Source organism: Hylemonella sp. P2_B10, assembly GCF_056404875.1.
Map to the genome: position 1 here is coordinate 564,513 of NZ_JBFUDE010000002.1, position 14,716 is coordinate 579,228.

The window sequence follows — 14,716 nt, forward strand, 5'->3', positions numbered from 1 at the left end:
TTGCAGGGCTGACATGCACGCGCCAGGGCGCGCATGCACAATGGCCCCATGGGTTACACCCACACACTCGGCTCCCACAGCTACCAGTTTGCCGACCTGCGCACGCTGTTGGCGCGCGCCAGCCCGCTGCGCTCGGGCGACCAGCTGGCCGGTGTGGCCGCCGACAGCGCGCAAGAACGTGTGGCGGCGCAGATGGCGCTGGCCGAGCTGCCGCTGCGCAGCTTCCTGACCGAAGCCGTGGTGCCGTATGAGATGGATGAAGTCACCCGCCTCATCATCGACCGCCACGACGCCACCGCCTTCGCCCCTGTGGCGCACCTGACGGTGGGCGACTTCCGCAACTGGCTGCTGGGCGACCAGGCCAGCACCGCCGCGCTGCAGGCGCTGGCCCCGGGCCTGACGCCCGAGATGGTGGCCGCCGTCAGCAAGCTGTGCCGGCTGCAAGACCTGGTGCTGATCGCCCGCAAATGCCAGGTCGTCACCCGCTTTCGCAACACGCTGGGCCTGCAGGGGAGGCTGGCCACCCGGCTGCAGCCCAACCACCCCATCGACGACGCCCGTGGCATTGCCGCCAGCCTGCTGGACGGCCTGCTGCATGGCAGCGGCGACGCCGTCATCGGCATCAACCCCGCCAGCGACAACGTGCCCCAGGTGGTGCGCCTGCTGCAGATGCTGGACGAGCTGATCACCGGCCACGGCATCCCCACCCAGAGCTGCCTGCTGACGCACGTGACCAACACGCTGCAGGCGATGGAGCGCGGCGCGCCGGTGGACCTGGTGTTCCAGTCCGTCGCCGGCACGCAGGCCGCCAACGCGGCTTTTGGCATCGACCTGGCGCTGCTGGGCCAGGCCCGCGCAGCGGCGCTCGCTTTGCAACGCGGCGCGCGCTTTGAAGATGGGCAGATGGGCGACCACGTGATGTACTTCGAAACCGGCCAGGGCAGCGCGCTGTCAGCCAACGCGCACCACGGCTGCGACCAGCAAACGCTGGAGGCCCGCGCCTACGCGGTGGCCAGGGCCTACAAGCCGCTGCTGGTCAACACCGTGGTCGGCTTCATCGGCCCCGAGTACCTGTACAACGGCAAACAGATATTGCGCGCCGGGCTGGAAGACCACTTCTGCGGCAAGCTGCTGGGCCTGCCCATGGGCTGCGACGTCTGCTACACCAACCACGCCGAAGCCGACTCGGACGACATGGACGCGCTGCTGACGCTGCTGGCTGCGGCCGGCTGCAACTTCATCATGGGCGTGCCTGGGGCGGACGACATCATGCTGAACTACCAGAGCACCTCGTTCCACGACGCGCTGGCCATGCGGCAGATCCTGGGCTTGCGCCCGGCCCCCGAGTTCGAGGCCTGGCTGCAGCGCATGGGCGTGTTCGAGCCTGGTGAGCAGCCACGCCTGACCGCACAGCCCGAGGCCGCGTTTGCCAACAGCTTGCGCCGGCTGGAGTCGTCATGACGCAACCCCCCGCTAAGCCGCTGGTCACCCCCGCCCCCTGGGACAGTTTGCGCCGCTTCACCGACGCCCGCATCGCACTGGGCCGCGCCGGCCACAGCCTGCCCACCGCCGCACATCTGGACTTTCAGCTGGCCCACGCCCAGGCGCGCGACGCCGTGCACCTGCCGCTGGATACCTTGGGCATGGCGCAGGCGCTGAAGGAGGCCAGTGGCCTGGAGGTGTTGACACTGCACAGCGCGGCTCCAGACCGCAACACCTATTTGCAGCGGCCGGACCTGGGGCGGCAGTTGAACGCAGCCTCGCGCCAAGCCTTGCAAGACCGGATGGCGCAAACCCCTGCCGGTGAACCATTTGACCTCGCCTTCGCCGTCGCCGACGGCCTGTCAGCCCTGGCCATCCACCAGAACGCCGCACCGCTGCTGGCCGCCGTGCTGGGGCGCCTGCGCGCTGACGCAGACCAGCCCTGGCGCATCGCCCCCATCGCACTGGTGCAGCAGGGCCGCGTGGCGGTGGGTGACGAGGTGAGCCAGGCGCTGCAAGCGCGCTGCGTGGTGGTGCTGATTGGCGAGCGCCCGGGTTTGAGTTCGCCGGACAGCCTCGGGCTGTATCTGTCGTGGGCGCCCCGCGTAGGCCTGACCGACGCGCAGCGCAATTGCATTTCCAACGTGCGGCCAACCGGGCTGCAGGTGGAAGCGGCAGCCGCCAAGCTGCACTACCTGCTGGCGCGCGCCCGCAGCCTGCAGCTCAGCGGTGTGGACTTGAAGGACGAGTCAGCCGCCCTTGGCGGGCAGGGCCAGCTGCCCGGTTAGCGCCGCAGAGCTGGCCGGGTGCAACCAGGGCCGGCCCTCAAAATCCGCTCAGCACAATCTTGCCCACCACCCCACCCTGCTCCAGCGCCGCATGGGCTTCGCGCAGCGTGGTGGCGTTGATGGGGGTGAGCACGCGGTTCAGCGTGGTGCGCACGGTGCCGGCGTCCACCAGCGCGGCCACCTCGTTCAGCAGCTTGCCCTGCTCGGCCATGTCCGGCGTCTGGAACATGGCGCGGGTGAACATCATCTCCCACACCAGCTTGGCGCTCTTGCCCTTGAGCTTGTTGACGTCCAGCGGCGCCTCGGTGTCGTTGATGATGCCCACCACGCCCTGGGGCTTGACCATGGCTGCTGCGGCGGCGAAATGCTGGTCGGTGTTGCTGAGGATCAGCACGTAGTCCACCTCCTTGATGCCCAACGCCTGCAACTGCGCCGGCATGTCCTCGAAGTGGTTGATCACATGGTGCGCGCCCAGGTCCCTGGCCCACTTGACCGAATCCGGCCGTGACGCGGTGGCCAGCACCGTCAGCCCCGCCACCTTGGCCGCCAGCTGGATGGCGATGGAACCCACGCCACCCGCACCACCCACCAGCAGCACCGTCTGGCCCTGGCCACCGGTCTTGGGCACCCCCATGCGGTCAAACAGCGATTCCCAAGCCGTGATGGCCGTCAGCGGCAGCGCGGCGGCCTGCTCGAACGACAGCGTGGCCGGCATGCGACCAACGATGCGCTCGTCCACCAGCTGAAACTGTGCATTGGTGCCGGGGCGGGTGATGTCGCCGGCGTAATACACCTTGTCGCCCGGCTTGAAGGCCGTCACGTCAGGCCCCACCGCCTCCACCACACCGGCGGCGTCCCAGCCCAGCACGCGCGGCGCGGCCGGCGTGGCCGACAGGCGGGCACGCACCTTGGTGTCCACCGGGTTGACGGCAATGGCCTGCACCGCCACCAGGATGTCGCGGCCGGCGGGCACGGGCTTGTCCAGCGTGATGTCGATCAACGCCTCGGGGTGGCTGACGGGCAGGGCCTGGATGGCGGCGATGGCTTTCATGTTTCAAACTCCTTAGGGCTGATGTTGCGCCGGCACCGTGCCGGCATGGGGCGAAGTTTGAGGCCAGTCATTCATTTGATAAATGGCTTTAAGATTGAATGAATTTCAATATTTTTTTGATAATTAATCTCAGCCATGTACAACACCGCCGACCTGCAGCTGTTCGTGCGCGCCGCCGAGGCCGGCAACCTGTCGCAGGCGGCGCGCGACCTGGGCCTGTCGCCAGCCGTGGCCAGCGCCGGGCTGAAACGGCTGGAAGCACGGCTGAAGCACCGCCTGTTCGTGCGCTCCACCCGCAGCATGCGGCCCACGCCCGAGGGCGACATCTTTCTGGACTACGCGCGCAACGCGCTGGCGCTGCTGGACGAGGGCGAGGCCATGATCAGCGCCGGCGAGCGGGTGATACGCGGCAACATCCGCATCTCTGCCTCGTGCGACCTGGGCCGCTTTGTGCTGCTGCCGTGGCTGACCGCCTTTCAGCAGGAGCACCCCGAGGTGACGTTGAGCCTGCTGTTTTCCGACGACGTGGTGGACCTGGTGCGCGAGCCGGTGGACCTGGCCTTCCGCTACGGGAGGCTCAGCGACTCTAGCCTGGTGTCACAAAAGCTGATTGACAACCGGCCCATCGTCGTCGCCTCGCCCGCCTATCTGAAGCGCCACGGTGCACCGCAAAGCCCAAAAGACCTGGCGCGCCACAACTGTGTGCTGTACCAGATCCGCAAAGGCACCTTCAACACCTGGCCGTTGAGCCGTGAAGGCGAAACCGTGGACGTGAAAGTGCGCGGTGACCGCACCGCCAACGACGGCAGCGTGGTGCGCGAATGGGCGGTGGCCGGCTTGGGCATTGCGCTGAAAAGCGGCCTGGACGTGCGCGACGACTTGCACGCCGGCCGCCTGGTGCGGTTGCTGCCGCAGTGGAGCGGCCCCGAATACCCGCTGAACGTGGTCTACACCCACCGGCATGGCACCACGCTGCGGGCACGGGCGCTGCTGAGCTACCTGCGCGCCCGGCTGGAGCCGCTGGCGCCGTTGCCGGGGGTCAGCTAACTGCTGCTCGGTAGGCGCTCAACGGTGGCCGTTGCCGTGCCCGTTGCCGTGGCCATAGCTGTTGCCGCGCACGTAGCTGGGGTGCACCCAACGGTTGTTGTAGCGCACGTAGCCCTGGCGCCAGCCGACGTAGTAGCTGGCCGGGTAGACCACGCTGGGGGCATAAGCCGTTTCGTAATACACCGGGGCCGCTTCGTTGTAGTACACCGGCGCCGGCTGCGTGTAATACACCGGCGCGGGCGTGCTGTACACCACGCGCGGGGCGGCGTAGTAGCGCGGCTGGTAATAGCGCACCGGCGCGGCATTGGTGAAGCCCACGCTCACCCCCGGCGAGTTGATGCCCACCGACCACGCCACCTGCTGCGCCTGGGCGCTGCCCGCCAGGCCCAAGGTGCCCACTGCGGCCAACGCCATGGCGCCGGCGCTGATGGCCAGGTTGCGGACCAGGCTCTTCTTGCTTGATGATGTCATGACTTGCTCCTTATCAGGGCCTGCAAAGCGAAGCCCCGTGCCCTATTAACGCGCCAAAACGTTACCGGGCTGGCAGGGTTTGAGTGAAGTCCGTTGCAAGACGTAACCCCGTTTGGGGGGTTTTGGGGCTTTTGGGGCTAGCGCACGCGCCTCAGCAAGCGCAGCCCGGCAATCACCACGCAGGCCGGCAGCCAGACCCACACCAGCTCAGACAGCGCCACGGTCACGCCGCGCTGCGTCAGCAGTTTTTTCAGGCCTATGGGCGACACGGCAATGGGCCGGTCAGGGAAGAAAAACCGCTCATCCGTGAACGGCCAGAACAGCGCCACACCCCTGCCGCCGTTGGTGAACATGTCCAGCAGCCCGTGCGAAGCCGCCCCCAGCGCCACAAAGCCAAAGGCCAGCCACGGCCCAGCCCCCAGCCAGCGCCGCGCGCAGCAGGCCGCCAATATGCCCAAAAAAGCGGCAAACGCCAGCGAATGGCTGAAACCCCGATGGCCCAGCGCATCCGCATAGTCCACCAACTGCATGATGGCCACGTCCGCATCCGGCAGCACGCTGGCCACCATGCCGGTGAACAGCAGCCGGCGCGGTATCACTTTAGGCCCCAGGCCCAGGCCAATGGCCAGCGGAACAGCGATGTGCGAGAAGACGGTGGGCATGGGTTTAGAGCCGCCATGCTAACCGGGATGCCCCGCAATCCGGGTGCCGCCTGCGCTGCCGCCTAAAATCAAGGGATATGAGTTCCTCGCCCACCGACAACAAAGATTCGTCCGGCAACGCCGCCGCCAAGCCTGCCAGCAACTTCCTGCGCCAGATCATCGAGAGCGACCTGGCCAACGGCACCTATGCCCAGCGCCGCTGGGCCGGCAGCCCCGGCGACGGTGCCCACCAGGCCGCCGGCCCGCTGGACCCGGCCAAGGTGCGCCTGCGCTTCCCGCCCGAGCCCAACGGCTACCTGCACGTGGGCCACGCCAAGAGCATCTGCCTGAACTTTGGCCTGGCGCGCGACTACGGCGGCGTGTGCCACATGCGCTTTGACGACACCAACCCCGAGAAGGAGGACATGGAGTTCGTCAACGGCATCCTGGACGCCATCCACTGGCTGGGCTATGGCTGGGAGGCCAACGGCACCGACCACCTGTACCACGCCAGTGAATATTTCGACTTCATGTACCGCGCGGCGGAATATTTGATCGAATCCGGCCACGCCTATGTGGACCAGCAAAGTGCGGACGAAATCCGCGCCAACCGGGGCGACTTCGGCAAGCCCGGCACCAACAGCCCCTGGCGCGACCGCCCCGCCGCCGAGAGCATTGCGCTGCTGCGCGAGATGCGCGACGGCAAGCACCCGGACGGCAGCATGGTGCTGCGCGCCAAGATCGACATGGCCGCGCCCAACATCAACCTGCGCGACCCCGCCATCTACCGCATACGTCACGCCGAGCACCACCTGACCGGCACCAAGTGGTGCATCTACCCCATGTATGCCTACGCGCACCCGATTGAGGACGCGCTGGAGCAGATCACCCACAGCATCTGCACGCTGGAATTTGAAGACCAGCGCCCCTGGTACGACTGGCTGCTGGCCCAGCTGATCGAAGGCGGCCTGCTGACCAGCCCGCCGCCGCGCCAATATGAATTTGCCCGCCTGAACCTGACCTATGTGGTGACCAGCAAGCGCAAGCTGGCCGCGCTGGTGAACGAGGGCAAGGTCAACGGCTGGGACGACCCGCGCATGCCCACCATCGTGGGCCTGCGCCGCCGCGGCTACACGCCCGAAGCGATCCAGCTGTTTGCCGAACGCATTGGCGTGACCAAGAGCGACAGTTGGATCGACTACAGCACGCTGGAGGGCTGCCTGCGCGAAACGCTGGACCACATCGCCCCCCGTGCCATGGCGGTGCTGGACCCGCTGAAGCTGGTCATCACCAACTGGGACGAAGCACTGATCAGCCCCATGGCGATGAAGGAAGACAGCAGCGGCCTGCTGCTGGACCCCTGCAGCGCCCCGGTGCACCCGCACCACCCCGAAATGGGCAAGCGCGATTTCAAGATCGGCAAGGACATCTGGATAGAGCGCACCGACTTTGAAGAGACGCCGCCCAAGGGCTTCTTCCGCCTGTTCCCCGGCAACAAGGTGCGCCTGAAGTATGGCCACGTCATCGAATGCCTGGGCTGCACCAAGGACGCCGCCGGCAACATCACCGAAGTGCAGGCTGCGCTGGTGCCCGACACCAAGAGCGGCACCCCCGGCAGCGACGCCGTGAAGGTGAAAGGCGTCATCACCTGGGTGGCTGCGGCCGACGGCATCCCCGCCGAAGTGCGCATGTATGACCGCCTGTTCACCGACCCCCACCCCGATGCTGGCGGCAAAGACTACCTGGCCAGCCTGAACCCCAACAGCCTGCGCGTGACGCAGGCGGTGCTGGAGCCGTCAATGGTCAACGCCAAGGCTGACGACAAGTTCCAGTTTGAGCGGCATGGGTACTTTGTGGCGGACCGGAAGGATCACGGCAAGGACGGTAAGGCTGTGTTTAATTTGGCGGTGGGGTTGAAGGATTCGTGGGGGAAGTAAATCGTTAACAAGACAATCGAGACTCAGCACTCGACTCTGTACTGGGAGGATGTATGGCGATAAAAGAAGAAATCACTGCGGCCCGGCAAAAAATTGTTAAAGATGGATTTGATATGTCCATCGGCGAACTTATTCGCATTTACGAGAAAAAAGAGCTGACCATCAATCCGGTTTACCAGCGAAATTTCCGCTGGGATGAATCCCGAAAGACTAGATTTATTGAATCATTGATTCTCGGAATACCGATACCCCCAATATTCGTTTTCACCGACGAGCACGGGAAATGGGAGTTGATTGATGGGCTACAACGGCTGTCCACGATCTTTCAATTTGCTGGAGTGTTGAGGAAACCGGAAAGCGAAGAATTCGAACCAGGCTTCATCCCTTCAGGAACCAAATTGGTTCCATCTCTAAATGAAATTGTCTGGGAAACCGAGGAACCCGGCATCGAAGATTTACCATTGTCGGTCAGACTGGATATCGAACGTGTTCGAATCAGAGTTGAAATTCTGAAGCGCGAAAGTGATGTGCGCGCTAAGTATGAACTCTTTCAGAGACTGAACTCAGGAGGCACTGAGTTATCGCCTCAAGAAGCGCGGAACTGTGTCGCAACCATGCTGAATCCAGTTTTTTTTGCTGAGCTGCTGGGCATGGCAAATAGCCAGGACTTCAGAGATACGATTAGCCTAACTGAGCGTGCAACGGAGGAGCAAAAGCACGTTGAGCTTGTTTTACGATTTGTCGCCTATCGATATAAACCCTATCAACCGGGAATTGACGTTCACGAATGGTTAGATGAGACGCTGATCGATCTATCGCAAGATGACGCCTTTGATGTACACGCTGAAAAAAGCGTATTCCAAAGAACTTTTGTCCTCATTAAGACATTGCTTGGCAGTGACGCTTTCCGACGTTATGCAGGTGGTGGTTATACGGGTGGGTTTTCAATCGCAGCCTTTGAAGCTATTTCACACGGCATTTCGATGAACGTCGATGCCTTGGAGCCCCCGGAAAAGCATCCTTTGGTGCTAGCAAAAGCACGAGACATATGGGCCAGCCCCAAGTTCGTTGATACAACTAAAGCCGGTACCCGAGGTTCTACTAGAGTTGAAAAATTGCTGCCTTTCGCGAAAGAGTGGTTTCACATTTAAGCGATGAAACTTCGCACAGCAAGTCATTTCACGCATGCCTTAAGAGATGAATTCTCTTGGCGTGTTAAGGAATTATTAGACTACAGACTGCAAACCAGAACTTCAAATTTGATTTTTCAGAAAGTCCTGCTGCGTGCCGGAGTACCACTCGCATATGCACACTGGGAAGGGTTTGTAAAATCCGGGACTGAACTACTACTCAATTTTGTCAGTCAGCAGAATTTGACGAATAAGGATTTGTCGGATATTTATTTTGCTCACTCCGTCAAAACATACATTGCACAACTAACTCAGAGCTCACGTCTTGCCAGTGCCGTTGATGCGGCATGTTACGTTCGAGATGCGGGGAATGAAAAGGCAAACATTCGGCACAAGAATTTTGTCGACACTGAATCAAATCTTTCATCTGAAGTCTTTGATCAAATTGCAAAATCGGTCGGAATCGATACAGCAAAATATCAGCTGTACTACCCATACATAGATGCATCTATTGTCCACTCTCGGAACAAAATTGCTCACGGTGAGTTTTTGGACTTAAGTGCAGACAATTTTCATGCCCTGGTAGATCGTGTCGACGCCCTAATTCGTATGTACAAAAACGATTTGGAAAATATCGTTACTTTGGATCAGTTCAAAACTTCCTAACCGCATCGCAAATCGCTTTGATGAAAATCGATACATCCGGTTTGAGCCAGGGCAATTGTTACTGCTACGAGATGCAAGCGCGATCTGGATACACAAGCAGGGTTGTCGAGTTCTTGGATCGCTGACCATTCAGCCCCGTAGGCGCGCCGGGTGGCTGTAGCCGGGTTGCCGCAGGCATTCGCGCATGCTACAGAGTCACGCGTCCAAACCCCGGTGGTCGCGCCAGCCAGCCGGGCGCGCAACACACATCATCTGCGCGAGGTCCGAAGGCAGTCCGGCTACGGACGACCGGTGCGCTCGCCCACCAAGTCAAGTGACGTCGACCACGACCTTGCCAACCGCCTGACCAGCTTCAACAAGCTGATGTGCCTCCATAGTAGAGCCCGCATCCAGACCGAACCGATGCACATCCACACGGGGCGTGATCTTCCCCGCCTCCACCAGCCCAGCCACCTCCTGCAAAATCCGCCCATGCCGTTCCTGCCCCTCCCCCGTCAGCATGGGCATCAGCGTGAACACCCCTGAATAAGTCGCCGCGCGGAAGGACAGCGGCGCCAGGCTGTGCGTGCCCCAGCCCAGCACGCTGACCACATGGCCGCCGTATTTGCGTGCGGCGGTGAAGGACGCGTCCAGCGTGGCGCCGCCCACGGTGTCATAAACGATGTCAAAGCCCTTGCCGCCGGCCGTGTGCTCGGCCACGTACTGCGCCACGGTGCTGGCGCGGTAGTCGATAGGGGTAGCGCCGTAGGCCTTCACCGTGTCAAACTGCTCGCGGCTCACGGTGGTGAACACCTGGGCGCCGAAGGCACGGGCCAGCTGCACGACAACGTGCCCCACGCCACCGGCACCGCCGTGCACCAGCACGGTGTCGCCGGCAGCCACCTTGGCCTGGTCCACCAGACCTTCCCACGCGGTGATGGCGGCCAGCGGCAGTGCGGCAGCCTCGCGCATGCTCAAGTTGCGCGGCTTCAGCGCGATCAACCGCGCGTCGGCCGCGATGTATTCGGCCAGTGTGCCTTGCAGGCCGCCTATGCCACCGGCCATGCCATAGACCTCGTCGCCGGGCTGGAAGTCGGTGACACCTTCGCCCACGGCCACCACGGTGCCGGCCAGGTCCATGCCCAGCCCGGCGGGCAGCGGCTGCTGGGCGTGCGCGGCTTTGCCGGCGCGGATTTTGGTGTCCAACGGGTTGACGCCGCTGGCGGCGATCTTCACCAGCACCTGGCCGGCGGCGGGGGTGGGCACGGGCAGGTGCACCAGCTCGAAATCGGCCCCGGCAGCGGGGGCGGACAGGGCGCGCATGGTGGTGGGCAGCTGGGTGCTGGGGGTGGTGCGGACGGTCATGGTGAGGCTCCTGGGGCGGGTGAAGTAAGCGATGGCCTCACTGTGATCCAAACCTAATCGCATGAAAACTACATTTCATGCACGTACTTCATGCATTTTTGTATGATCAACCTATGGATTGGGACGACATCAAGGTATTCCTGGCCGTGGCGCGGGCCCAGTCGCTGGGTGGTGCGGCTCGGGCGCTGGGGCAGACGCAGCCCACCATGGGGCGGCGGCTGCGGGCGTTTGAGGAGCAGTTGGGCGTGGCGCTCTTCCAGCGCGGCTCAAAAAGCGGCTTTGTGCTCAGTGACGAGGGTGCCGCCGTGCTGGCCCATGCCGAGCGCATGGAGGAAGAAGCGCTGGCCTTTCAGCGCACGCTGCTGGGGCAACAGCAGCAGCTGGAAGGGCTGCTGCGCGTGTCGTCGTCCGACTGGTTTGGGCTGAACGTGCTGGCGCCCATCTTTGCGCGCTTTCAAGAGCAGCACCCGCAGGTGTGCATTGAGCTGATCACCGAGCAGCGGCTGCTGAGCCTGGCGCGGCGCGAGGCGGACCTGGTGTTTCGCATCCGCCCGTTTGACGAGGCCGACGTGGTGCAGCGGCGCATCTGCACCGTCCGCTACGCGCTGTATGGCGCGCGGCAGTTGGCCAAGCCCGTTGCCGGTGACGGCAGCGGCACGCCGCTGGTGACCATGGACACCGCCTTCGCCAGCATGCCCGACGTGCGCTGGCTGCAGCGCCTGCTGCCGCACGCGCATGTTGCCATGCGCAGCAACAACCGGGGCGTGCAGACCGCTTTATGCGTGGCCGGCCGCGGCTGGGCCGTGCTGCCCACGCAGCTGGGCGACAAGGCGCCCGGACTGGTGCGCGCTGATTTAGGAGAGGCGCCGCCGCCGCGCGAGGTGTGGGTGGGCTACCACCCGGATTTGCGGCGGCTGCTGCGGCTGCGCCGCCTGCTGGAGTTCACGGCTCAGGCGTTGGGGGCGGCAGACCCGGGGCAGTGAGCGGCCTGGATGCGGCGCTCTGCCACAGCCGGACCAACTCGGTAGGGTCATCCGGCGTGGTTTCATACCGCGCCACACCTGGCGGAAACACAAACCACGGCAGCGCGCTGCGCACAAACTGGTGGGCGATGGGCGTGAAAGCCTTCGCCTGCAGCAGCAGACCGGGCCGCAGGATGGCCAGCGTGGGCCGGTGCACCGGCTCCGCCCACAGGCGAACCTGGCAGTCCGGGCAGACCTGGTTCACGCGCGGCCGCTCGTCGTTGGCAATGGACGTCACCAGCTGCGGACTGCCCTGCAGCACCTCCAGCGCGTCGCGATGCACCCACATGGACAGCCGCAGCGCGCCGCCGGAGTGGCGCTGGCAGTCGGTGCAATGGCAGGCATAGAGCGTCAGCGGCTCACGCGTCAGCTGAAACCTGATGCGTCCGCACAGGCAGTGGCCCAGGTAGGGTGGCGACATGGTGGACTGTCTCCTTGTCCTTCACCGGCTCGCCCCGTCCTTGACGGCCGCCAGAAGCACCTCCAGGTTGATGTCTTTCAGCGCCTTGAACTTGATGCAATAGCCGGTGACGCTGGCCTTGCCCAGCGTCTTGCCATAGGTGTCGGGCAGGTACTTCTTGTTCTCAATGCCCATGACGTAGACCGAGATACCAGTGGTGTTGCCGCTCAGGCCCACCTGGTAGAACTCGCGGCTCTTACCATCCGCGTACTCGATGACGCGCAGGCCATAGCCGATGTTGGGGTTGGAAACGACCTTGCCTTGCTCGTTCTTGCCATCCAGAAACCACAGCTGGCACTTGGGCATCGCCTTCAGGATGGCACTGTGCAGCGTCTGCATATCGGCCTGCTTGGCTTCGGGCAGGCTGGCGATGTAGCCCTGGATCTGGTCTTTCACGCTCATGGTTCAAGCCTCTTCAGGTTTGCTGCAGACCATTTCGATGTTGTGGCCGTCCGGGTCGATGACAAAGGCCGCGTAGTAGTTGGCGTGGTACTGCGGGCGCAAGCCAGGCGGGCCATTGTTTTTGGCGCCCGCCTCCAGCGCCAGGCGGTAGAAGTCATGCACCTGCTGGCGGTTGTCGGCGATGAAGGCGATGTGCAGGTGCGCCGGTTTCTGGTCGGTCTGAAACAGGCACAGCGACGACTTGGTTTTGGGGTCCACAATCTCGACGCCTTGCGCGCCCCATGAGACTTCCTTGGGGTTCAGCGGCGCCAGCGCCTTCAGGTAGAAGGCCTTGCTGGCCTCAAAGTTGCTGACGCCGAATTTCACGTGGTCAAACATCGGTACTCCGTAGAATTTTGTGCATGGCTTTTCCCTTGGCAAGCTCGTCCACCAGCTTGTCCATGTAGCGTATTTTCTGCATCAGCGGGTCGGCAACCTCTTCCACGCGCACGCCGCACACCAGGCCCTTGATCAGCGACGTGTTGGGGTTCATGGCCGGCGCTTGGGCGAAGAAGGTTTTGAAGTCGTTCTGCTGCGCGATCTGCTTGTCCAGCCCCGCCTGGGTGTAGCCGGTCAGCCAGCGGATGACTTCGTCCACCTCCGCCTTGGTGCGGCCTTTGCGTTCCACCTTTTGCACATACAACGGGTACACCTTGGCGAAGGCCATGGCAAAAATGCGGTGCTCAGACATGGTGTTGGCTCCCTCCTCGGTTGATGACCCGGCTTCACGCCGCAGGCGTGCGCGCCATCTGGGGTGTGTCGAAGCGCGCAGGGGTCTGCGGCGCGTCAGCCAGATCGGCGCGGGCAAACTGGAAGCAGTCTGTGCCGGCGGGCAGCACCACGCCGGTCTGCGCAGAGCTGGTCCAGATGTGTGAGCTGATCTCCACGGAGTTCGGGTCGTCGAAAGCGCCGCGCGAGATGCCCCGGTATTCGGGCCAGCGCTCAAACGTCAGCGTGAGCGTGCTGCCGCATTTGGGGCAGAAGTGCACATGCACCTGCTTGGCGCTGCCTTCCGAAGTGTGCGCGTAGCGCGCCATGGGTTCACCCGAGAACTGCACCGCGTCCACCGGGTACATGGACTCTGCGTAAGACGTTGACCCCGTCACCCGCTGGCAGAACCTGCAGTGGCATTGCAAGGTGCGCAGGGGCTCACCCAGGGCGCGAAAGCGCACGGCGCCGCACAGGCAACCGCCCTCACGTTGCGTGCTCACGTGGGTCTCCTGTGGAAGTGCCGCGGGTACGGTGCCATGCGATGCCTGATTTGTCGATGCATGATCTTACAAGGCGGCTGCTACATGCGGATGCTCAGCACCTTGCCGGCCACGGCCGGGTCGTCCCCATCCGTCACCATCGTCAATTCCAGCGCGCCACCCTCCAGCACGCGCACGGCCACGCCTTCCACCTTGGGCGCGCCTGCCAGCTGGTGCATCAGCCGCAGCTGTCCATCGGCTTCCACAATGCCCACGGCAGAGCCTGCGCAGGCGCCGTCCGCATAGCTGTTGTCGGTATCTTCCGCCACGGCGCTGAAGACCCAGGCGCCGCCGCTCAGCGCCGCGCCGTCGGTCAGCCCCAGCGGCACGCCATCCACCTCGCCCAGCGCGATGGTCTGCACCGCCTTGATGGCGGGCGGCGCGGGGCGCTGGCCCAGAAGCCAGGGCGCCACGTGGTTCCAGTCGAAGCTGATGCAGGCGTTGCGCGCCTCACCCTTGTTGCCACGCTGCAGCAGGCGCAACTCACCACTGGCGATGAAGGCGCCTTCGATGTTCAGGTCGGCAAAGCGCGCGTGCAGCGGCGCATACAGCGGGGCCAGGTCAATCTGGGCGATGCGTTCGGTGGTGTTGCCATGGGCGTCCAGCAGCACCAGCACGCCGGCCTCGCGGTTGGGGCGCGAGCCGGAGCCAAACGCCAGCAGCGCGCCATAAGGGCAGCCAGCCATGGGCGGCAGCAGGGCCAGGGATTCGAGGTCGGGTTTTTGTTGCTTGCGCTTGGCGCTATCGTGCGGCAGCTTGCCGCCAACCACGCGCACCAGGCGCACCGAGGGTGGTGGCGCTTCGCCGGCGGCGGGCGGCGCCTGGATGTCGTCCAGCACGCCCAGGTGCAGTTCATCGTCTGCCACCACATACAGCTTGTCCTGCACGCGCACCAGGCCACTGGCCGCACTCAGGTGCGGGTGGCCCAGCGGGTGCAGCGCCGGGTCAACCAGCAGGTCGCGCAAGGGGATGGGGCTGAGCATTCC

The 14,716-nt window shown here is 63.8% G+C and carries 17 protein-coding genes; 7 read left to right on the forward strand and 10 right to left on the reverse strand.

What is annotated here, in order from left to right; translation table 11 throughout:
• Window positions 1-48: 48 nt before the first annotated feature.
• Entirely contained in the window at window positions 49-1,461 is a 1,413-nt protein-coding gene (locus AC1DX2_RS10405) for an ethanolamine ammonia-lyase subunit EutB (RefSeq protein ID WP_477196266.1), read from the forward strand.
• A complete protein-coding gene (eutC, locus tag AC1DX2_RS10410) occupies window positions 1,458-2,270 on the forward strand; it encodes an ethanolamine ammonia-lyase subunit EutC (RefSeq protein ID WP_477196267.1) in 813 nt (270 codons plus the stop codon). The genes AC1DX2_RS10405 and eutC overlap by 4 nt, the downstream gene beginning before the upstream one ends.
• Window positions 2,271-2,307: 37 nt before the next feature.
• Here eutC and AC1DX2_RS10415 read toward each other — a convergent pair whose 3' ends face one another.
• Complete coding sequence (locus tag AC1DX2_RS10415; RefSeq protein ID WP_477196268.1) at window positions 2,308-3,321, reverse strand: zinc-binding alcohol dehydrogenase family protein; 1,014 nt, start codon at window positions 3,319-3,321, stop codon at window positions 2,308-2,310.
• A 135-nt stretch (window positions 3,322-3,456) separates the two neighbouring features.
• Between AC1DX2_RS10415 and AC1DX2_RS10420 the strand changes: the two genes are divergently transcribed.
• Window positions 3,457-4,368: a LysR family transcriptional regulator gene (locus AC1DX2_RS10420; protein ID WP_477196269.1), complete on the forward strand. Its 912-nt coding sequence runs from the start codon at window positions 3,457-3,459 to the stop codon at window positions 4,366-4,368.
• Window positions 4,369-4,386: 18 nt separating this feature from the next.
• Here the strand turns inward: AC1DX2_RS10420 and AC1DX2_RS10425 are convergent, their stop codons facing one another.
• Complete coding sequence (locus AC1DX2_RS10425; RefSeq protein WP_477196270.1) at window positions 4,387-4,839, reverse strand: hypothetical protein; 453 nt, start codon at window positions 4,837-4,839, stop codon at window positions 4,387-4,389.
• Window positions 4,840-4,976: 137 nt separating this feature from the next.
• Window positions 4,977-5,501 carry a metal-dependent hydrolase gene (locus AC1DX2_RS10430; protein ID WP_477196271.1) on the reverse strand — a complete coding sequence of 175 codons (525 nt, stop codon included), beginning with the start codon at window positions 5,499-5,501 and terminating at the stop codon, window positions 4,977-4,979.
• A gap of 77 nt (window positions 5,502-5,578) precedes the next feature.
• Between AC1DX2_RS10430 and AC1DX2_RS10435 the strand changes: the two genes are divergently transcribed.
• The 3 genes from AC1DX2_RS10435 to AC1DX2_RS10445 are packed head-to-tail and all read left to right on the forward strand — an operon-like array spanning window position 5,579 to window position 9,213.
• Entirely contained in the window at window positions 5,579-7,417 is a 1,839-nt protein-coding gene (locus tag AC1DX2_RS10435) for a glutamine--tRNA ligase/YqeY domain fusion protein (protein WP_477196272.1), read from the forward strand.
• A gap of 53 nt (window positions 7,418-7,470) precedes the next feature.
• Complete coding sequence (locus AC1DX2_RS10440) at window positions 7,471-8,568, forward strand: GmrSD restriction endonuclease domain-containing protein (RefSeq protein ID WP_477196273.1); 1,098 nt, start codon at window positions 7,471-7,473, stop codon at window positions 8,566-8,568.
• Window positions 8,569-8,571: 3 nt separating this feature from the next.
• Window positions 8,572-9,213 carry an MAE_28990/MAE_18760 family HEPN-like nuclease gene (locus AC1DX2_RS10445; protein ID WP_477196274.1) on the forward strand — a complete coding sequence of 214 codons (642 nt, stop codon included), beginning with the start codon at window positions 8,572-8,574 and terminating at the stop codon, window positions 9,211-9,213.
• Between the two features lie 309 nt (window positions 9,214-9,522).
• On the opposite strand, the gene AC1DX2_RS10450 is transcribed toward AC1DX2_RS10445, so the two are convergent.
• On the reverse strand, window positions 9,523-10,557 hold the full coding sequence (locus AC1DX2_RS10450) for a zinc-dependent alcohol dehydrogenase family protein (RefSeq protein WP_477196275.1): 1,035 nt from the start codon (window positions 10,555-10,557) through the stop codon (window positions 9,523-9,525).
• A gap of 113 nt (window positions 10,558-10,670) precedes the next feature.
• On the opposite strand from AC1DX2_RS10450, the gene AC1DX2_RS10455 reads away from it, so the two are divergent.
• On the forward strand, window positions 10,671-11,540 hold the full coding sequence (locus tag AC1DX2_RS10455) for a LysR family transcriptional regulator (protein ID WP_477196276.1): 870 nt from the start codon (window positions 10,671-10,673) through the stop codon (window positions 11,538-11,540).
• On the opposite strand, the gene AC1DX2_RS10460 is transcribed toward AC1DX2_RS10455, so the two are convergent.
• The 6 genes from AC1DX2_RS10460 to AC1DX2_RS10485 form a co-directional block, all read right to left on the reverse strand.
• Window positions 11,500-12,000, reverse strand: a complete 501-nt coding sequence (locus AC1DX2_RS10460; protein WP_477196277.1) for a GFA family protein — start codon at window positions 11,998-12,000, stop codon at window positions 11,500-11,502. The two genes, AC1DX2_RS10455 and AC1DX2_RS10460, sit on opposite strands and share 41 nt — an antisense overlap.
• 21 nt (window positions 12,001-12,021) lie before the next feature.
• The gene (locus AC1DX2_RS10465) at window positions 12,022-12,441 is read right to left on the reverse strand and encodes a hypothetical protein (RefSeq protein ID WP_477196278.1); all 420 of its coding nucleotides are present in this window, start codon (window positions 12,439-12,441) and stop codon (window positions 12,022-12,024) included.
• 3 nt (window positions 12,442-12,444) lie between these two features.
• Window positions 12,445-12,819 (reverse strand): VOC family protein, encoded by a 375-nt coding sequence (locus AC1DX2_RS10470; RefSeq protein WP_477196279.1) that lies wholly within the window; start codon window positions 12,817-12,819, stop codon window positions 12,445-12,447.
• On the reverse strand, window positions 12,812-13,171 hold the full coding sequence (locus tag AC1DX2_RS10475; RefSeq protein ID WP_477196280.1) for a DUF2200 domain-containing protein: 360 nt from the start codon (window positions 13,169-13,171) through the stop codon (window positions 12,812-12,814). Before AC1DX2_RS10475 ends, AC1DX2_RS10470 begins: the two co-directional genes overlap by 8 nt.
• Window positions 13,172-13,205: 34 nt before the next feature.
• Entirely contained in the window at window positions 13,206-13,691 is a 486-nt protein-coding gene (locus AC1DX2_RS10480) for a GFA family protein (RefSeq protein ID WP_477196281.1), read from the reverse strand.
• Window positions 13,692-13,771: 80 nt separating this feature from the next.
• A complete protein-coding gene (locus AC1DX2_RS10485; protein ID WP_477196282.1) occupies window positions 13,772-14,713 on the reverse strand; it encodes a DUF6910 family protein in 942 nt (313 codons plus the stop codon).
• Between the last annotated feature and the right edge of the window lie 3 nt (window positions 14,714-14,716).